General features: G+C 61.3%; 17 protein-coding genes. 14 read left to right on the forward strand and 3 right to left on the reverse strand.

Features of this window, described 5'->3' with window-relative positions:
• Positions 1-82: 82 nt before the first annotated feature.
• Together ACJ8QF_RS08350 and ACJ8QF_RS08355 are read left to right on the forward strand one after the other, a co-directional pair.
• Complete coding sequence (locus ACJ8QF_RS08350; protein ID WP_325961477.1) at positions 83-1,993, forward strand: NAD(P)/FAD-dependent oxidoreductase; 1,911 nt, start codon at positions 83-85, stop codon at positions 1,991-1,993.
• A complete protein-coding gene (locus ACJ8QF_RS08355; RefSeq protein ID WP_442537440.1) occupies positions 1,990-3,174 on the forward strand; it encodes a c-type cytochrome in 1,185 nt (394 codons plus the stop codon). The genes ACJ8QF_RS08350 and ACJ8QF_RS08355 overlap by 4 nt, the downstream gene beginning before the upstream one ends.
• Before the next feature lie 37 nt (positions 3,175-3,211).
• On the opposite strand, the gene hmpA is transcribed toward ACJ8QF_RS08355, so the two are convergent.
• Positions 3,212-4,402: an NO-inducible flavohemoprotein gene (gene hmpA / locus ACJ8QF_RS08360; RefSeq protein WP_442537441.1), complete on the reverse strand. Its 1,191-nt coding sequence runs from the start codon at positions 4,400-4,402 to the stop codon at positions 3,212-3,214.
• Positions 4,403-4,759: 357 nt separating this feature from the next.
• Here hmpA and glyA point away from each other — a divergent pair, with 357 nt between their 5' ends.
• Positions 4,760-6,013: a serine hydroxymethyltransferase gene (gene glyA, locus ACJ8QF_RS08365; RefSeq protein WP_004941389.1), complete on the forward strand. Its 1,254-nt coding sequence runs from the start codon at positions 4,760-4,762 to the stop codon at positions 6,011-6,013.
• A 156-nt stretch (positions 6,014-6,169) separates the two neighbouring features.
• Positions 6,170-7,315, forward strand: a complete 1,146-nt coding sequence (locus ACJ8QF_RS08370; protein ID WP_440484483.1) for a 3-phenylpropionate MFS transporter — start codon at positions 6,170-6,172, stop codon at positions 7,313-7,315.
• Here ACJ8QF_RS08370 and csiE read toward each other — a convergent pair whose 3' ends face one another.
• Positions 7,316-8,581 carry a stationary phase inducible protein CsiE gene (gene csiE / locus ACJ8QF_RS08375; protein ID WP_442537442.1) on the reverse strand — a complete coding sequence of 422 codons (1,266 nt, stop codon included), beginning with the start codon at positions 8,579-8,581 and terminating at the stop codon, positions 7,316-7,318.
• Positions 8,582-8,763: 182 nt separating this feature from the next.
• Here csiE and ACJ8QF_RS08380 point away from each other — a divergent pair, with 182 nt between their 5' ends.
• On the forward strand, positions 8,764-9,399 hold the full coding sequence (locus tag ACJ8QF_RS08380) for a DUF1007 family protein (RefSeq protein ID WP_442518373.1): 636 nt from the start codon (positions 8,764-8,766) through the stop codon (positions 9,397-9,399).
• Complete coding sequence (locus tag ACJ8QF_RS08385) at positions 9,390-10,412, forward strand: nickel/cobalt transporter (RefSeq protein ID WP_442537443.1); 1,023 nt, start codon at positions 9,390-9,392, stop codon at positions 10,410-10,412. Before ACJ8QF_RS08380 ends, ACJ8QF_RS08385 begins: the two co-directional genes overlap by 10 nt.
• A 56-nt stretch (positions 10,413-10,468) precedes the next feature.
• On the opposite strand, the gene suhB is transcribed toward ACJ8QF_RS08385, so the two are convergent.
• Entirely contained in the window at positions 10,469-11,272 is an 804-nt protein-coding gene (gene suhB / locus ACJ8QF_RS08390; protein WP_004941400.1) for an inositol-1-monophosphatase, read from the reverse strand.
• Between the two features lie 119 nt (positions 11,273-11,391).
• Between suhB and trmJ the strand changes: the two genes are divergently transcribed.
• From trmJ to fdx, 8 genes are all read left to right on the forward strand, one after another.
• Positions 11,392-12,126, forward strand: coding sequence for a tRNA (cytosine(32)/uridine(32)-2'-O)-methyltransferase TrmJ (gene trmJ / locus ACJ8QF_RS08395; protein WP_025303916.1), 735 nt, complete (start codon positions 11,392-11,394; stop codon positions 12,124-12,126).
• Between the two features lie 193 nt (positions 12,127-12,319).
• Complete coding sequence (iscR, locus tag ACJ8QF_RS08400; protein WP_004941404.1) at positions 12,320-12,814, forward strand: Fe-S cluster assembly transcriptional regulator IscR; 495 nt, start codon at positions 12,320-12,322, stop codon at positions 12,812-12,814.
• A 54-nt stretch (positions 12,815-12,868) separates the two neighbouring features.
• The gene (gene iscS / locus ACJ8QF_RS08405) at positions 12,869-14,083 is read left to right on the forward strand and encodes a cysteine desulfurase (RefSeq protein ID WP_015378780.1); all 1,215 of its coding nucleotides are present in this window, start codon (positions 12,869-12,871) and stop codon (positions 14,081-14,083) included.
• Between the two features lie 24 nt (positions 14,084-14,107).
• Complete coding sequence (iscU, locus tag ACJ8QF_RS08410) at positions 14,108-14,494, forward strand: Fe-S cluster assembly scaffold IscU (RefSeq protein ID WP_004941408.1); 387 nt, start codon at positions 14,108-14,110, stop codon at positions 14,492-14,494.
• A gap of 54 nt (positions 14,495-14,548) precedes the next feature.
• Positions 14,549-14,872: an iron-sulfur cluster assembly protein IscA gene (gene iscA / locus ACJ8QF_RS08415; protein WP_004941410.1), complete on the forward strand. Its 324-nt coding sequence runs from the start codon at positions 14,549-14,551 to the stop codon at positions 14,870-14,872.
• A 62-nt stretch (positions 14,873-14,934) separates the two neighbouring features.
• Complete coding sequence (gene hscB, locus ACJ8QF_RS08420; RefSeq protein WP_004941412.1) at positions 14,935-15,456, forward strand: co-chaperone HscB; 522 nt, start codon at positions 14,935-14,937, stop codon at positions 15,454-15,456.
• Positions 15,457-15,488: 32 nt separating this feature from the next.
• Complete coding sequence (gene hscA, locus ACJ8QF_RS08425) at positions 15,489-17,339, forward strand: Fe-S protein assembly chaperone HscA (RefSeq protein ID WP_442537444.1); 1,851 nt, start codon at positions 15,489-15,491, stop codon at positions 17,337-17,339.
• Positions 17,340-17,341: 2 nt separating this feature from the next.
• The gene (fdx, locus tag ACJ8QF_RS08430) at positions 17,342-17,677 is read left to right on the forward strand and encodes an ISC system 2Fe-2S type ferredoxin (RefSeq protein WP_004941417.1); all 336 of its coding nucleotides are present in this window, start codon (positions 17,342-17,344) and stop codon (positions 17,675-17,677) included.
• Positions 17,678-17,680 lie beyond the last annotated feature (3 nt).

A 17,680-nucleotide genomic window follows, 5' to 3' on the forward strand; every position in this document is an offset into this window, starting at 1 on the left:
TACAATAATTATCCGCACAATAGCGCGGCCTTTGGGCCGGCCCCGGCCGGCCGATGATAATAAAAATTGAAAGGAAGCCTATATGGGTATCACCAGACGCGATTTTCTCAACGGGGTGGCGATCACCATCGCCGCCGGGTTGACGCCGCTGCAAATCCTGCGCGCGTCACCGCAAACCGCCAATCAAACCCTGTACTACCCGCCGGCGCTGACCGGGCTGCGGGGTAACCATCCGGGCTCGTTCGAGCATGCGCACCAGCTGGGGCGCGACGGCAAAACCTTTGATTTCGGCAGCGTGCCCGCCGTTGAAGAGTTCGATCTGGTAGTGGTGGGCGCCGGCATCAGCGGGCTGGCGGCCGCCTGTTTCTGGCAGCAGCTGAAGGGCGAGCAGCAGCGCATTCTTTTGATCGACAACCACGACGACTTCGGCGGCCACGCCAAGCGCAACGAGTTCAACAGCGACGACGGCATGCTGCTCGGCTACGGCGGCAGCGAATCGCTGCAGTCGCCGCGCTCCAACTTCAGCCCGGTGGCGATGGGGCTGCTGCGCAAGCTCGGCGTCGATATCGACCAACTGGAACAGGCTTTTGACACCACCTTCTACCCGGATTTGAATTTGAGCCGCGGCGTTTACTTCGATCGCAAGAACTTCGGCGTCGACAAGGTGGTGAGCGGCGATCCGGGCCGCACGGTGGCGGACGACATCCCGCGCGATCGCCTCAACGGCCGCTCTTATGAAGCGTTCATCGGCGATTTCCCGCTGCCGGAAAGCGATCGCCAGGCGCTGATCGCGCTGCACACGGTGGAGAAGGATTATCTGCCGGAGATGACGCTGGAGCAGAAGGTCGAGTGGCTCGACACCCACAGCTACACCCAGTTCCTGCGCGAGAAGGTGGGCCTGAGCGAGCTGGCGATCCGTTATTTCCAGCAGACCACCAACGATTTCCAGGCGGTGGGCATCGATGGCACCTCGTGCAGCGATGCGCGCATTTGCGATCTGCCGGGCCTGAACGGCATGAATCTGCCGCCGCTGGACGAAGAGTCGCAGGCAGATCTCGACGATCCTTATGTGTTCCACTTCCCGGACGGCAACGCCACGCTGGCGCGCCTGATGGTGCGCCAGCTGATCCCGGCGGTGGCGCCGGCCGGCAAGGACATGAACGATGTGGTGCTGGCTAAATTCGACTACAGCCAGCTCGATCGGCCGACGTCGCCGGTGAAGCTGCGTTTGAACAGCACCGGGCTGCACGCAGCCAACGTCGGCGACAAGGTGGAAGTCACCTACATGACCGGCGAGAAGATGACCAAAGTGCGCGCCGGGCAGGTGGTGATGGCCGGCTACAACATGATGATCCCGTATCTGGTGCCGGAGATGGCGCACGAGCAGCAGGAGGCGCTGAAGCAGAACGTCAAGGCGCCGCTGGTGTACAGCAAGGTAGTGATCCGCAACTGGCAGCCGTTCATCAAGCTGGGCGTGCACGAGGTCTATTCGCCGGCCGCGCCCTACAGCCGCGTGAAGCTGGATTATCCGGTGAGCATGGGCGGCTATCAGCACCCGCGCGATCCGGATCGGCCGATCGGCCTGCATATGGTGTATGTGCCGACGCTGCCGGGCAGCGGCCTCAGCACGCGCGAACAGTCGCGCAAAGGGCGCGCGCTGCTGCTGGGCACGCCGTTCGAAGTGCACGAACAGATGATCCGCGAACAGCTGCAGGGCATGCTGGGCGAGGCCGGTTTCGATCATCAGCGCGACATTCAGGCGATCACCGTCAACCGCTGGTCGCACGGTTACTCTTACTTCCTCAATGGGTTGTTTGACGACGAAGACGAAGCCAAGAAAATCATCGAAACGGCGCGGCAGCCGATCGGCAAGATCGCTATCGCCAACTCCGATGCCGACTGGAGCCCGTACGCCAACTCGGCGATCGATCAGGCGTGGCGCGCGGTTAACGAACTGGCCTACGGCAAGGTTGCCGCCAAGGAGGGAGCATGAGTCTGCGTTCGCTGTACCTGTTGAGCCTGCTGGCCGCCGGCGGCTCGGCCCAGGCGATGTCGGCTGGGGAATACGTTGCCAAAGCCGGTGACTGCACCGCCTGCCATACCGCGCCGGGCGGCGCCGAATTGGCGGGCGGCATGAAGTTCCCGACGCCGCTCGGGGCTATCTACGCCACCAACATCACGCCGGACAAGCTGCACGGCATCGGCGCTTACTCATTCGAAGAGTTCGATCGCGCCATGCGTCAGGGGATCGCCAAAGACGGTCACCGGCTTTATCCGGCGATGCCGTACACCTCGTACGCCAAAATGAGCACGGAAGACATGCGCGCGCTGTATGACTATCTGATGAACGAGGTGCCGGCGCAGAACGTCGCCAACCGCGACAGCGACATCACTTGGCCGCTGTCGATGCGCTGGCCGCTGGCGGTGTGGAATCAGCTGTTCCACGACGACCAGCCGTATCAGGCGGATCCGCAGCAAAGCACCGAGTGGAACCGCGGCGCCTACTTGGTGCAGGGTGCCGGCCACTGCGGCAGCTGCCACACGCCGCGCGGCTGGGCGATGCAGGAGAAGGGCCTGGACGGTAAGGAGCCGGTGTTCCTGAGCGGCGCCGAGCTGGACGGCTGGTACGCCTCCAATCTGCGCGGCCTGCCGCCGGAAGAGGTGACGGCGCTGCTGAAAACCGGCCGCAGCCGCCATGCGGCGGTCGCCGGGCCAATGAGCGAGGTGGTGACCCACAGCACGCAGTACCTCAGCGACGGCGATCTGAACGCCATCGCGGTGTACCTGCGCAGCCTGGCGCCGGACACCGCCGCCAAACCTGCCTCATCTGCTGCGCAGGCGGATAATTCGGGCGGCAAGGCGACCTATGCAATGTACTGCTCGACCTGCCACGGCAATAAGGGGGAGGGCACCGACTTCGCCATTCCGGCGCTGGCGGGCAATGCCACGGTAACGGCGGATAATCCGCTGACCGCGCTGCGGGTGGTGCTGGAAGGGGCGCATACGCCGATCACGCAGCAGGCGATGGCGTTCGACATGCCGGCTTATGGCTGGGCGTTGAACGATCGTCAAGCGGCCGATCTGATGAGCTATCTGCGGGGAAGCTGGGGCAACCAGGCGGCGCCGGTGACGGTGCAGCAGGTGCAGGACGCGCGCCAACTGCAGGAGAAATGAAGGGGGAGCGCGGTCTGACGGCCGCGCTCCGCACGCATTACAGCACTTTATGCGGGCCGAAGCATTCGTAGTGGATGCGTTCGGCCTCTACGCCCATTTCCAGCAGCTGTTTGCCCACGAACTGCATGAAGGCCACCGGGCCGCAGAAGTAATAGTGCATCTGCGGATCGGCCAGGCTGCCTTGCAGCGCGCTCAAATCCATCAATCCGCGGCTGCGGTAGTCGCGGCCTTCCACGTCATCGGCGCCCGGCTCGCGGTACCACACATGGCGGCTCAGATTCGGCATGCGCCCGGCAATATCCGCCACTTCCTCGGCAAAGGCGTGCACGCTGCCGTTTTCCGCCGCGTGCAGCCAGTGGACCTGCGCCTGATGTTGGCTGTCGTGCAGGCTGTTGAGCATACCGAGCATTGGGGTTTGGCCGACGCCGGCGGAGATCAGCGCCACCGGCGTGGTCGGCGTCACGTCGAGGAAGAAGTCGCCGTGCGGCGGGGCGATGTCGATCACGTCGCCTTCCTGCGCCTGCTGGTGCAGGTAGTTGGACACTTTACCCTGATCTTCACGCTTCACCGCGATGCGGTAGAACTCGCCGTTCGGCGAGGTGGTCAGCGAGTACTGGCGAATTTCCTGATGCTCCAGGCTGTCGTGCTTGATGTAGACCGCCAGGTATTGCCCCGGTTTGAAGTCCGCCACCCGGCCGCCGTCCACCGGCGCCAGCACGAAGCTGCAGATCACGTCGCTCTGCGGCTGTTTCTTCAGGATGCGGAACGCGCGCAGATCGCGCCAGCCGCCGTTGTCGGTTTCGCTCTGCTGATAAATCTGCTCTTCACGCTGAATAAACACGTTGGCCAGCACGCCGTAGGCTTTGCCCCAGGCGTCCAACACTTCCTGACCCGGGCTGAACATCTCGTCCAGCGTCGCCAGCAGGTGGCCGCCGACGATGTTGTACTGCTCCGGCTGGATATTGAAGCTGGTGTGCTTCTGCGCGATGCGCTCCACCGCCGGCAGCAGCGCCGCCAGGTTCTCGATGTTGGCGGCATAGGCGCAGATGGCGTCGAACAGCGCCTGACGCTGATCGCCGTTGCGCTGATTGCTCATATTGAAAATGTCTTTCAATTCCGGGTTGTGGGCGAACATGCGATCGTAAAAGTGGGCGGTCAGCTTCGGCCCGGTTGCTGCCAGCAGGGGGATGGTGGATTTCACGGTGGCGATGGTTTGGCTATCCAGCATGGGAGCGCTCCTTGGGTTGGGATCTTGACGAGAATTTTAATGATGTATTTTAAATACATCTTATTGGGTTCCGCGCCGCTTGTAAATACCCTTGTTTTCGTTGCGGTGTTCTTCGGGCGTCGATCGCGCTCACAGAACATGAAAAAAGCGCATTGTTCGCATGAGGAAATGTCCGTTGATAAACGGCGGCGTTTCGCGGATCAAAGCCTTGCGCTACCTTATGCCAATCGTTTGCGTAAAAACCTCTGTCAAGACCTATCTTCGGTAGGGCGAAACGGTTTACACTGTGGCCCAGACCCCAAACGGGTAGTTATTTGGTGATTTTTTAGTTAGCTGATTTAAGTCAGGAGATGCCGGATGTTAAAGCGTGAAATGAACATTGCCGATTACGATGCGGAACTGTGGCGTGCCATGGAGCAGGAAGTGGTGCGTCAGGAAGAGCACATCGAGCTGATCGCGTCTGAGAACTACACCAGCCCGCGCGTAATGCAGGCTCAGGGTTCCCAGCTGACCAACAAATACGCTGAAGGCTATCCGGGCAAGCGTTACTACGGCGGCTGCGAATACGTGGATATCGTTGAGCAGCTGGCTATCGACCGCGCCAAAGAATTGTTCGGCGCCGATTACGCCAACGTGCAGCCGCACTCCGGCTCCCAGGCTAACTTCGCCGTGTACACCGCGCTGCTGCAGCCGGGCGACACCATTCTGGGCATGAACCTGGCGCACGGCGGCCACCTGACCCACGGTTCCCCGGTTAACCTGTCCGGCAAACTGTATAACGTGGTGCCTTACGGCATCGACGACAAAGGTCAAATCGACTATGACGATCTGGCCAAACAGGCGCAAACCCACAAGCCGAAAATGATCATCGGCGGCTTCTCCGCCTACTCCGGCGTGGTTGACTGGGCCAAAATGCGCGAAATCGCCGACAGCATCGGCGCTTATCTGTTCGTCGACATGGCGCACGTGGCCGGCCTGATCGCCGCCGGCGTGTACCCGAACCCGGTGCCGCACGCGCACATCGTCACCACCACCACCCACAAAACCCTGGCGGGCCCGCGCGGCGGCCTGATCCTGGCGAAGGGCGGCGACGAAGAGCTGTACAAGAAGCTGAACTCCGCCGTGTTCCCTGGCGGCCAGGGCGGCCCGCTGATGCACGTGATCGCCGGCAAGGCGGTGGCGCTGAAAGAAGCGATGGAGCCTGAGTTCAAGGTTTACCAGCAGCAAGTGGCGGTCAACGCCAAGGCGATGGTGGAAGTGTTCTTGCAGCGCGGCTACAAAGTGGTCTCCGGCGGCACCCATAACCACCTGTTCCTGCTGGATCTGGTCGACAAAAACCTGACCGGTAAAGAAGCTGACGCCGCCCTGGGCCGCGCCAACATCACCGTCAACAAAAACAGCGTGCCGAACGATCCGAAGAGCCCGTTCGTCACCTCCGGTGTGCGTATCGGCACCCCGGCCGTGACCCGTCGCGGCTTCAAAGAAGCCGACGTGCGCGAACTGGCCGGTTGGATCTGTGATGTGCTGGACAACATCAACGATGAAGCCACCATCGAACGCACCAAGAAGAAAGTGCTGGATATCTGCGCCCGCCTGCCGGTTTACGCCTAATCCCGCTTTTGCCTGACAAAACCCGCTGCGGCGGGTTTTTTTATGGCCGCTTGCGGCAAACTGTGAGCTGTCTGGCACTCTAACGCATTGAAGTGGAATGAAGATTGCGGGCCGGTGTGAGCTCTGTCAAAGTATTGCCCTCACACCGGAGGGATCATGGTTCTGCAATCCACGCGTTGGCTCGCGCTCAGTTATTTCACCTACTTCTTTTCCTACGGCATCTTCTTACCGTTCTGGGGCGTGTGGCTGAAAGGCGAGGGCATCGCGCCCGAAACCATCGGCATGTTGCTCGGCGCCGGTTTGGTGGCCCGCTTCCTCGGCAGTTTACTGATTGCTCCCCGCGTTAAAGATCCCTCTCATCTGGTCTCCGCCTTGCGCCTGCTGGCGCTGCTGACCCTGGCTTTCGCGGTTGGCTTCTGCTTCGGCAACGGCTGGGGCTGGCTGATGCTGGTGATAGCGGGGTTCAACCTGTTCTTCTCGCCGCTGGTGCCATTGACCGACGCGCTGGCCGCCACCTGGCAAAAGCAGATCCGCATGGACTACGGCCGGGTGCGGCTGTGGGGCTCGCTGGCGTTCGTCATCGGCTCGGCGCTGACCGGGCAGCTGGTGGCGGTGTGGGGCCATAACGCCATTCTTTACAGCCTGATCCTCAGCGTGCTGGCGATGCTGCTGGGCATGCTGCTGAAGCCGAGCGTCATGCCGCAGGGCGAAGCGCGCACGCACAGCGAAGCCGAGCGCTCGCTGTGGGCACTGCTGAAAGAGGGGCCGGTGTGGCGCTTCCTGCTGTGCGTCACGCTGCTGCAGGGGGCGCACGCCGGCTACTACAGCTTCGGCTCCATTTACTGGCAGGAGGCGGGCTATTCGGCCTCGACCATCGGTTATCTGTGGTCGCTGGGCGTGGTGGCGGAGGTGATTATTTTCGCCAGCAGCAACGTGCTGTTCCGCCGCTGGAATGCGCGCAACCTGCTGTTGCTCTCCGCCTGCTGCGGCGTGTTGCGCTGGAGCCTGATGGCCTACAGCACCGAGCTGGGTTGGCTGCTGCTGATCCAAATCCTGCACTGCGGCACCTTCACCGTCTGCCATCTGGCGGCGATGCGCTTTATCGCCGCGCGCCAGGGGCAAGAGGTGATCCGGCTGCAGGCGGTGTATTCGGCGTTGGCGATGGGCGGCGGTATCGCCGTCATGACGGTGATCGCCGGGTTCCTGTTCGAACATTGGCAGGGCGGAGTGTTCTGGGTGATGGCGGCGGTCGCGGCGCCGGCCTTGTTCATCCGGCCGCCGGCGGTCAGCGTCAGCCGTTGATTAAGGCGCCTCCAGCAGCGCGCGAATGGCCTGGCGCTGCCGGTTTTCCAGCGGCAGTTCGGTATAGATCAGCGGCGGGTGCGGATCGTTGTGCACCGCCGTATAAGGGGTTATCACCAGCGTGACGCCCTGCGGCGCGCCGCCGCGCAGATAGTCGCTCAGCGGCAGATACTTGATGTTCAGCGGCAGCAGCGTGAGCTCGCGGATCTGATATTCCACTTCCTCTTCAAGCTGCGGATTGTCCAGCGTCAGCAGCAGCACCTGTTTTTCCTGCAGCGCGTTGTCCTGCATCAGCCAGGCGCCGAAGCTGATGGCCATCAGGCCTGCCTCCTCGTTGGAAAAATGCACGCCGTACTCCTGCTCCAGCGGTATCAGCGCTTCCTGTGTGGTGCGCATCAGCCGCGGGTATTTGCGCACCACGTCTTCCAGCAGCATATTGTCGATGCCGATGGCGAAACGGCAGCGCTCCAGCGCCGGCGCCAGGTGGGCGAACAGCTGGCTGACCAGCTCGGCCTTGCTGCTGAAGGCCATGCCGGAAAGTTGCTGGAAACGCTCGACCATGCTGCCGATCGCCGCCATCAATCTCTGCTCTTGCGCCGAGTCATTGCTGTGGTAGCTGTGATTTTTCAACAGGGTGAAGGTCAGCGCCAAAAAATCGCGCTCGTCCGCGTGCGGCGGCTGGTTAAACAGCCGGTTGCAGGCCTGATGCAGCCAGGCGGCGGCCTGCTGCTCCGGCTTTTGCCGCAGCCAGTCGCGTTGAACGGCGTCGAAACGCGGATGGCGCTGCAGGCGGTTTTGCCAGGCGCAGTAGAGCAGATAATGCTGCAGGAATTGGCGGTCGCGCGCGTCGAAGTGGCGGTTGAGCAGCGGCTCGCAGGCATCTATCACTTGAGCCAGCTGCGACGCCGACCCGGCATCGGCCGTCAGCGCCAGCCGCAGGCGCGGGGCGAAGTCGCTTTCGACGAACTGCGGGCTGCAGCGCAGGGCCCGCCGCAGCCAATGGATCAGGCACAGGCGTTGGTCGAGCGCGCTGCCCCGCAGTTGGTAGCCATGGTCGGGATCGACGGCGATCTCCAGGTGATGGAAACGCTGGATTTCACTGGCCACCTCGGCTATATCTTGCCGGGTTATCGGGGGGGCGACGCCATTGATTCGGCTTAAGGTCTCCAGCTGTAACTCGGGCTCCGGCGTGTACAGCATCAGCAGCAGATGACAGCGCCGTTGTTGTCCGGAGAGCTCGGGCACGGGAGAGGTGTCCAGGCTCATTATCACCTTCCGGCATAAAAGGTTGCGATTATGCCTAAGCATAGCAAAAGGCTTTGTAACGTCAGGATGACAGCGCGGCTTTTACTTCGGCTTACAACTTTCGTCACAAATATCGCCGGGAGAGGCGGACCGTTCGGCAGTTATTTGTGTTACGTTATAACAAATGCAGGTAAGGCAGGATAATGATGAAGTTACGTCGACTTTTGGCTGCCTTTGGCGCCGTGTTCAGCGCCGGTGCGATCGCTCATCCGCACAGCTTTATCGACATGAACACCACCTTCGTCGCCAAAGACCAGCGGCTGGTTGGCCTGAAAATGGTGTGGGTGATGGATGAAATTACCTCGGCGGATCTGCTCTACGATGCGAAAAACGCCAAGAGCGATTCGGAAGTGTGGAAAAAGCTGGCGGCGGAAGTGATGGCCAATGTGCTGGGGCAGCACTATTTCACCGATCTTTACCGCGACGGCAAGCCGGTGAAATACCTGAACTTGCCCAGCGAATATCACCTGTCGCGCCAGGGCAACCAGGCGGTGTTGGAGTTCGTGCTGCCGTTGGCCGAGCCGCAGCCGTTGGCGGGTAAGCCGTTTCAACTTTCTACTTACGATCCGACTTATTTCGTGGATATGACCTATAAAGACCAAAATGCGCTGCATCTGCCGCCGGAGATGGCGCAGCTGTGCAGCTACAAGCTGATGACGCCGAAGCCGAATGCGTCGCTGCAGGCCTATGCGCTGTCGCTCGACAAGAACGACTCGCCCGGCGAAGACCTGGCGCTGGGGCAACAGTTTGCCCAGCGGGTGACGCTGCAATGTCGCTAAATTTCTCGCCGCCGACGACAAGCCGACACCATTGGGCCTTTGGCCTGTGGCCGCTGCTGCCGTTCACGCTGGCGCTGACGGCCGCCGCGCTGCTGGCGTGGCACTACTGGCCGCAGCTGCTGATGCAGAGCGTGGTATGGCAAAAAGCGCTGCATCAACAGATGGCGGGGCTGTTGCAGCAGGTGAAGGCCGCGCCGCAGCAGGCCGGGCTGGCGCTGATGCTGTTCAGCCTCGGTTATGGCGTTTTGCATGCGCTTGGGCCCGGCCACGGTAAAGTGGTGATCGCCACCTATCTGGCCACCCACCCGGCGCGGCTGAAAAGCAGCCTGAAGCTGACCTTCGCCGCTTCGCTGGTGCAGGGGCTGGTGGCGATCGCGCTGGTCACGTTGATGCTGGTGGTGTTGCAGCTCTCTTCGCGCCAGCTGCACCAAAGCAGCTTTTGGCTGGAGAAGGGCAGTTTTATTCTGGTGATGCTGCTTGGCGTGCTGCTGAGCTGGCGCGCGCTGAAACGTCTGTTTGCGGCGATCAAGGCGATGCGCCCGGCGCCGGCGCTGCGCATCAACAGCCTGACGCCGCTGGCGGCGGATCATGTGCACAGCGCCGACTGCGGCTGCGGCCACCGGCATCTGCCGAGCGACAGCGAGCTGCAGGCGGGAAGCGACTGGCGCACTCAGGCCGCCATCGTGCTGGCGATGGGCATGCGTCCCTGTTCGGGGGCGATTTTGGTGCTGCTGTTTTCCAAGGTGATCGGCGTGTTTGGCTGGGGCGTGCTCTCCGCGCTGGCGATGGCGTTCGGCACATCGTTGACCATCTCCATGCTGGCGCTGCTGGTGCATTACAGCCGCCGGCTGGCGGTGCGCCTCAGCCGTTCGCGCGCGCCCGCCGCCTGGAGCGCGGTGGCCTGGGGGGCGTTGGCGCTGGCCGGTGGCCTGATCCTGCTGGCCGCCGGGCTGCTGTTGTACGTCAGCGCGCAGCCGGAATTCGGCGGCGGCATCCGCCCCTTCTCCCGCTAACGGGCATAAAAAAAGCGCTGCATCGGCAGCGCTTTTTTTCGATTCGCTTCTGGCGATTAACGCTTCAGCGCTTCGCTCAGTTCTTCACGCATGGTGGCCAGCATGGCTTTCACCACGCGCGGGTTGCCTGCGACCACGTTGCCGGAGCTGAAGTGGTTGTGGCCGCCGACGAAGTCGGTGACCAGGCCGCCGGCTTCACGCACCAGCAGTTCGCCTGCGGCGAAGTCCCACGGCTTCAGGCCGATTTCGAAGAAACCGTCTACGCGGCCGGCGGCGACATAGGCCAGATCCAGCGCAGCGGAACCGGTGCGGCGGAAGTCCGCGCACTGGGTGAACAGTTTGCCGACGATGTTGATGTAAGGCGTGGCGTGCTGTTTGACTTTGAACGGGAAGCCGGTCGCCAGGATGGTGCCATCCAGATCTTTGGCGTTGGTGCCGCGCAGACGGTAACCGTTGAGCTGTGCGCCCTGGCCGCGCGTGGCGGTGAACAGTTCGTTGCGCATCGGATCGTAAACCACGGCCACTTCAGTACGGCCTTTGATACGTACGGCGATGGAAACGGAGAAATGAGGGAAGCGTTTGATGAAGTTTGCAGTGCCATCCAGTGGATCGATCACCCATTGCACATCGCGATCTTCGCCGATCAGCTCACCGCGTTCTTCGCTCACGATGCTGTGTTGCGGATAAGACTTGCGGATGACGTCGATGATCAGATGCTCTGCATCGCGATCGACGTTGGTGACGAAGTCATTGGTCCCTTTCTGGCTCGCTTCTACAGCGTCCGGGGTTTCGTAGTTTTTGGCAATCAGGTTACCGGCCTTGCGCGCAGCGCGCACGGCGATAGTCAGCATCGGATGCATGGGTATCTTCCAACTAGGATGTTAAAGAACAGGAAACGGCGCGAAGTATAGCAGCTGTTCGGCAAATTGCCTACGGCTGTGTTAAGATGCTGCGATTTTCCGCCACGCTCAGAGTTTGTATGCTGCACAATATCCGCATTGTTCTGGTAGAGACTTCACATACCGGCAACATGGGCTCGACCGCCAGAGCCATGAAAACCATGGGTTTAACCAACCTTTATCTGGTTAATCCGCTGATCAAACCCGATTCTCAGGCCATCGCCCTGGCCGCCGGCGCCAGCGACGTGATCGGCAACGCCACTATCGTCGATACCCTCGATGACGCCATCGCCGGCTGCAGCCTGGTGGTGGGCACCAGCGCACGTTCTCGCACCCTGCCGTGGCCGATGCTGGAGCCGCGCGAATGCGGCGTGCGCGCGGTGCACGAGGGCGAGCACGCGCCGGTGGCGCTGGTGTTCGGCCGCGAACGCGTCGGGCTGACCAACGATGAATTGCAGAAGTGCCACTACCACGTCGCCATTCCGGCCAACCCGGACTACAGCTCGCTGAACCTGGCGATGGCAGTGCAGATCCTGGCGTACGAAGTGCGCGTGGCTTACCTCGATCGCCAACAGGCGGGTGCGCCGCAGCTGGAAGAGACGCCGTATCCGCTGGTGGACGACCTCGAGCGTTTCTATCAGCATCTGGAGCAGACGCTGCAGCGCACCGGTTTCATTCGCCCGTCGCATCCGGGCCAGGTGATGAGCCGCCTGCGCCGGCTGTTCACCCGCGCGCGCCCGGAAGGGCAGGAGCTGAATATCCTGCGCGGCATGCTGACGTCGATCGAGAAACAGGATAAACATCAAGGTAATTAATTGATGTGGCATCACGGTGGGCGACAATAGTATTAGTTATCCAAAGGTTATAACATGTATTTTATATACCTTTGTTCTTGCTAAGTTCAAAACGTGCTAATACTTGAGTTAATTACTGGGTTAAATAGTTGACTGTTTTACTCAGGAATGTCAGACTTTCGGCCATATTTGACCAACAGGTAACCATTGAGCTATGAGACTGACATCCAAAGGCCGTTATGCCGTAACCGCTATGCTCGACGTAGCGCTGCATTCTCAGGAAGGGCCGGTGCCACTGGCGGACATTTCCGAACGCCAGGGTATTTCGCTCTCTTATCTGGAACAATTATTCTCCCGTCTGCGCAAGAATGGCCTGGTGGCCAGCGTGCGCGGTCCGGGCGGTGGTTATCTGCTGGGTAAAGACGCGGGTGAGATCGCCGTTGGCGCTGTCATCACTGCTGTCGATGAATCGGTAGATGCAACCCGTTGCCAGGGCAAAGAAGGCTGTCAGGGCGGCGATCGCTGCTTGACCCACGCCCTGTGGCGCGATCTGAGCGAGCGCATCAGCGGGTTCCTGAACAACATTACGCTGGCAGAACTGGTCAACAACCAGGAAGTGCTGGTGGTGGCGGATCGTCAAAACAACGATACGCGCCGCACGGCCAACGGCCGTCCGCAAGAAACTATCAACGTTAATCTGCGCGCATAAGCAGCTGGCGAAATTATTTTAGTTTTTGGAAGTGATGTACGGAGCACAAGAGCAATGAAATTACCGATTTATCTGGATTACTCAGCAACGACGCCGGTTGACCCGCGCGTTGCTGAGAAGATGATGCAGTTTTTGACCCTGGACGGCACTTTCGGCAACCCGGCTTCCCGTTCCCACCGTTTCGGTTGGCAGGCGGAAGAGGCGGTAGACATCGCCCGTAACCAAATCGCCGAACTGGTGGGTGCTGACCCGCGCGAAATCGTCTTCACCTCCGGGGCGACCGAATCCGACAACCTGGCGATCAAAGGCGCTGCCAATTTCTACCAGAAAAAAGGCAAGCACATCATCACCAGCAAAACCGAACACAAAGCCGTGCTCGACACCTGCCGTCAGCTGGAGCGCGAAGGGTTTGAAGTGACCTACCTGGCGCCGCAGAGCAACGGCATCATCAGCCTGCAGGATCTCGAAGCGGCGATGCGCGATGACACCATTCTGGTCTCCATCATGCACGTCAACAACGAAATCGGCGTAGTGCAGGACATCGAAGCGATCGGCGAAATGTGCCGCGCGCGCGGTATCATCTACCACGTTGACGCTACCCAGAGCGTGGGCAAACTGCCTATCGATCTGAGCAAGCTGAAAGTCGACCTGATGTCGTTCTCCGGCCACAAAATCTATGGCCCGAAAGGCATCGGCGCGCTGTACGTGCGCCGCAAGCCGCGCATCCGCATCGAAGCGCAGGTACACGGCGGCGGTCACGAGCGCGGCATGCGTTCCGGCACCCTGCCTGTCCACCAGATCGTCGGCATGGGCGAAGCTTACCGCATCGCCAAAGAAGAGATGACCGAAGAGATGGCGCGTCTGCGCACCCTGCGCGATCGTCTGTGGAACGGCGTGAAAGATATGGAAGAAGTGTATCTGAACGGCGATCTGGAGCACGGCGCACCGAACATCCTGAACGTCAGCTTCAACTACGTTGAAGGCGAGTCGCTGATCATGGCGCTGAAAGACCTGGCCGTTTCTTCCGGTTCAGCCTGTACCTCCGCCAGCCTCGAGCCGTCCTACGTGCTGCGCGCGCTGGGCATGAGCGATGAATTGGCGCACAGCTCGATCCGTTTCTCCCTGGGGCGTTTCACCACGGAAGAAGAGATCGACTACACCATTCAACTGGTGCGTAAATCCATCGGCCGTCTGCGCGATCTGTCCCCGCTGTGGGAAATGTTCAAGCAGGGCGTGGACATCAACAGCATCGAATGGGCGCATCATTAATTCTCAGGTTTCAGGAGCAAGGTCATGGCTTACAGCGAAAAAGTAATCGATCATTATGAAAACCCGCGCAACGTGGGTTCTTTCGACAACGAAGATCCTACCGTCGGTAGCGGCATGGTAGGGGCGCCGGCTTGCGGCGACGTCATGAAGCTGCAAATCAAGGTTAACGATGAAGGCATCATCGAAGACGCGCGCTTTAAAACTTACGGCTGCGGTTCCGCCATCGCCTCCAGCTCGCTGGTGACCGAATGGATGAAAGGCAAGTCGCTCGATCAGGCTGAAGCGATCAAAAACACCCAGATCGCCGAAGAGCTGGAATTGCCGCCGGTCAAAATTCACTGCTCGATCCTGGCCGAAGACGCCATCAAAGCAGCGATTGCCGACTATAAGAGCAAGCATAGCGCCAAGTAATTTGTCTGAGTCGGCCCGGCCGCGCCGGGCTTTGATGTGAAGTGTGAGGTTGTGATGTCTATTACCATGAGCGACAGCGCTGCGCAGCGTGTTCAGGCGTTTTTGACGAACCGCGGCAAAGGTCTCGGCCTGCGTCTGGGAGTGCGAACTTCCGGCTGCTCCGGGATGGCGTACGTGCTGGAATTTGTTGACGAAGCCAACGATGACGACATCGTGTTTGAAGACAAAGGCATCAAGGTGATCATCGACGGCAAGAGCCTGGTCTACCTTGACGGCACCGAGCTTGATTTCGTTAAGGAAGGCCTGAACGAAGGCTTCAAGTTCAACAACCCGAACGTCTCAAGCGAGTGCGGCTGCGGCGAGAGTTTCAACGTCTGACAGTCCATCGTGCTCCCCCGTTTCGGCGGGGGAACTTCATCCGCTAACGCCCAGAGCACGCTATGGATTACTTTACTTTATTCGGGCTGCCAGTTCGCTACACCGTGGACGGCAGCCTGCTTGCGTCCCGCTTCCAGGATCTGCAGCGCCAATTCCACCCCGATCGTTTCGCCAACCAGCCGGAGCGCGAACGCCTGATGGCGTTGCAGCAGGCGGCGACCATCAACGAAGCCTACCAGGCGCTGAAGCACCCGTTAAAACGCGCGGAGTATATGCTATCTTTGCACGGCTTCGATCTGGGCAACGAACAGCATACGATGCGCGACACCGCGTTCCTGATGGAACAGCTGGAACTGCGCGAAGAGCTCGACGCCATTGAGCGCAAGCCGGAGGCGGAAAGCCTGCTGGCCGATTTCGGCGCGCGGCTGGCCGTCTCCATCAAACAGCGCAGCGCGCTGATGCTGCAGCAGTTGGACAGTGAGCAGTGGGCGGACGCCGCCGACACCGTGCGCAAGCTGCGCTTTTTGGACAAACTCCAGCAACAGGTTGAACAACTCGAAGAAAAACTGCTGGGTTTTGAGTAACACCTTCTGATTCTGATTGTGGAAGCTTCAACATGGCCTTATTACAAATTAGTGAGCCTGGCCTCAGCGCCGCGCCGCACCAGCGACGCTTGGCCGCCGGCATCGACTTAGGCACCACCAACTCGTTGGTCGCCACGGTGCGCAGCGGGCAGGCGGAAACGCTGGCCGACGAACAGGGCCGCCATTTGCTGCCTTCGGTGGTGCATTATCAGGCGGACGCGCAGCGCGTCGGCTGGGAGGCGCGCCAACAGGCGGCGCAGGATCCGGCCAATACCGTCAGCTCCATCAAACGCATGATGGGCCGCTCGTTGGCGGACGTGCAGCAACGTTACCCGAACCTGCCGTATCAATTTCAGGCCAGCGACAACGGCCTGCCGCTGATCGTCACCGCCGCCGGCCCGGTTAACCCGGTCGGCGTCTCCGCCGATATCCTGCGGGCCCTGTCCGCGCGCGCGCGCGCGGCGCTGGAAGGCGAGCTGGACGGCGTGGTGATCACCGTTCCCGCTTACTTCGACGACGCGCAGCGCCAGGGCACCAAAGACGCGGCGCGTCTGGCCGGCTTGCACGTTCTGCGCCTGTTGAACGAACCGACCGCGGCGGCGATCGCCTACGGGCTGGATTCCGGCCAGGAAGGGGTGATCGCGGTTTACGATCTGGGCGGCGGCACCTTTGATATCTCCATTCTGCGCCTCAGCCGCGGCGTGTTCGAAGTGCTGGCCACCGGCGGCGATTCCGCGCTGGGCGGCGACGACTTCGATCATCTGTTGGCCGACTGGCTGCGCGAGCAGGCCGGCGTGGCCGATCGCAGCGACCACGGCGTGCAGCGCCAACTGCTGGATGCCGCCATCGCCGCCAAAATCGCGTTGAGCGATGCCGACAGCGTGCGCGTCGAGGTGGCCGGCTGGCAGGGCGAGGTGACCCGCGCCCAGTTTGAAGCGCTGATCGCTCCGTTGGTGAAACGCACGCTGATGGCTTGCCGCCGGGCGCTGAAAGACGCCGGCGTCGCCGCCGACGAGGTGCTGGAAGTGGTGATGGTCGGCGGTTCCACCCGCGTGCCGTTGGTGCGTGAGCAAGTGGGCGCCTTCTTCGGCCGCACGCCGCTGACGGCGATCGATCCGGATAAAGTGGTCGCCATCGGCGCCGCGATCCAGGCCGACATCCTGGTGGGCAACAAGCCGGACAGCGATATGCTGCTGCTGGACGTGATCCCGCTGTCGCTGGGCCTCGAAACCATGGGCGGCCTGGTGGAGAAAGTGATCCCGCGCAACACCACTATCCCGGTGGCGCGCGCGCAGGAGTTCACCACCTTTAAAGACGGCCAGAGCGCGATGATGATCCACGTGCTGCAGGGCGAGCGCGAGCTGGTGCAGGATTGCCGTTCGCTGGCGCGCTTTACGCTGCGCGGCCTGCCGCCATTGCCTGCCGGGGGCGCGCACATTCGCGTCACCTTCCAGGTGGATGCCGACGGCCTGCTGAGCGTCACCGCGATGGAGAAATCCACCGGCGTTGAAGCGTCGATCCAGGTCAAGCCGTCGTACGGCCTGTCGGACAGCGAAATCGCCGGCATGATCAAAGACTCGATGGCCAACGCGCAAAGCGACGTGGGCGCGCGCAAGCTGGCGGAGCAACGCGTGGAAGCCGCGCGGGTGCTGGAAAGCCTGCAGGGCGCGCTGGCCACCGACGCCGCGCTGCTGAGCGAGGCGGAAAGCCAGGCGATCGCCGCCGCGACCCAGGCGTTGCAGCAGGCGGCGCAGGGTGAAGATCCCGCCGCTATCGAAGACGCCATCAAAACATTAGATGCACAAACGCAAGATTTTGCCGCGCGCCGCATGGACGCTTCCATTCGCCGCGCGCTGGCTGGCCATTCTGTGGATGAGGTTTAACCATGCCTAAAATTGTTTTCCTGCCCCATCAAGATCTTTGCCCGGAAGGGGCGGTTCTGGAAGCCGAAAAAGGGGAGTCGATCCTCAACGTTGCGCTGCGCAACGGCATTGAAATCGAGCACGCCTGCGAGAAATCCTGCGCCTGCACCACCTGCCACTGCATCGTGCGTGAAGGCTTCGATTCGCTGGAAGAGAGCAGCGAGCTGGAAGACGACATGCTGGACAAAGCGTGGGGGCTGGAGCCGGAAAGCCGTCTGAGCTGCCAGGCGCTGGTCGCCGACGAAGATCTGGTGGTCGAAATGCCGCGCTACACCGTCAACCACGCGCGTGAGCATTAATTG

The sequence above is a fragment of the Serratia sp. CY81684 genome, from assembly GCF_052166595.1.
Classification (GTDB): domain Bacteria; phylum Pseudomonadota; class Gammaproteobacteria; order Enterobacterales; family Enterobacteriaceae; genus Serratia; species Serratia nematodiphila.

Coding starts and splice junctions, on each gene's coding strand:
- trmJ (WP_025303916.1), top strand. CDS start 11,392: ATGCTGCACAATATCCGCATTGTTCTGGTAGAGACTTCACATACCGGC.
- hscB (WP_004941412.1), top strand. CDS start 14,935: ATGGATTACTTTACTTTATTCGGGCTGCCAGTTCGCTACACCGTGGAC.
- glyA (WP_004941389.1), top strand. CDS start 4,760: ATGTTAAAGCGTGAAATGAACATTGCCGATTACGATGCGGAACTGTGG.
- hscA (WP_442537444.1), top strand. CDS start 15,489: ATGGCCTTATTACAAATTAGTGAGCCTGGCCTCAGCGCCGCGCCGCAC.
- ACJ8QF_RS08355 (WP_442537440.1), top strand. CDS start 1,990: ATGAGTCTGCGTTCGCTGTACCTGTTGAGCCTGCTGGCCGCCGGCGGC.
- ACJ8QF_RS08380 (WP_442518373.1), top strand. CDS start 8,764: ATGATGAAGTTACGTCGACTTTTGGCTGCCTTTGGCGCCGTGTTCAGC.
- ACJ8QF_RS08370 (WP_440484483.1), top strand. CDS start 6,170: ATGGTTCTGCAATCCACGCGTTGGCTCGCGCTCAGTTATTTCACCTAC.
- csiE (WP_442537442.1), bottom strand. CDS start 8,581: ATGAGCCTGGACACCTCTCCCGTGCCCGAGCTCTCCGGACAACAACGG.
- ACJ8QF_RS08350 (WP_325961477.1), top strand. CDS start 83: ATGGGTATCACCAGACGCGATTTTCTCAACGGGGTGGCGATCACCATC.
- suhB (WP_004941400.1), bottom strand. CDS start 11,272: ATGCATCCGATGCTGACTATCGCCGTGCGCGCTGCGCGCAAGGCCGGT.
- ACJ8QF_RS08385 (WP_442537443.1), top strand. CDS start 9,390: ATGTCGCTAAATTTCTCGCCGCCGACGACAAGCCGACACCATTGGGCC.
- iscR (WP_004941404.1), top strand. CDS start 12,320: ATGAGACTGACATCCAAAGGCCGTTATGCCGTAACCGCTATGCTCGAC.
- iscS (WP_015378780.1), top strand. CDS start 12,869: ATGAAATTACCGATTTATCTGGATTACTCAGCAACGACGCCGGTTGAC.
- iscU (WP_004941408.1), top strand. CDS start 14,108: ATGGCTTACAGCGAAAAAGTAATCGATCATTATGAAAACCCGCGCAAC.
- iscA (WP_004941410.1), top strand. CDS start 14,549: ATGTCTATTACCATGAGCGACAGCGCTGCGCAGCGTGTTCAGGCGTTT.
- fdx (WP_004941417.1), top strand. CDS start 17,342: ATGCCTAAAATTGTTTTCCTGCCCCATCAAGATCTTTGCCCGGAAGGG.
- hmpA (WP_442537441.1), bottom strand. CDS start 4,402: ATGCTGGATAGCCAAACCATCGCCACCGTGAAATCCACCATCCCCCTG.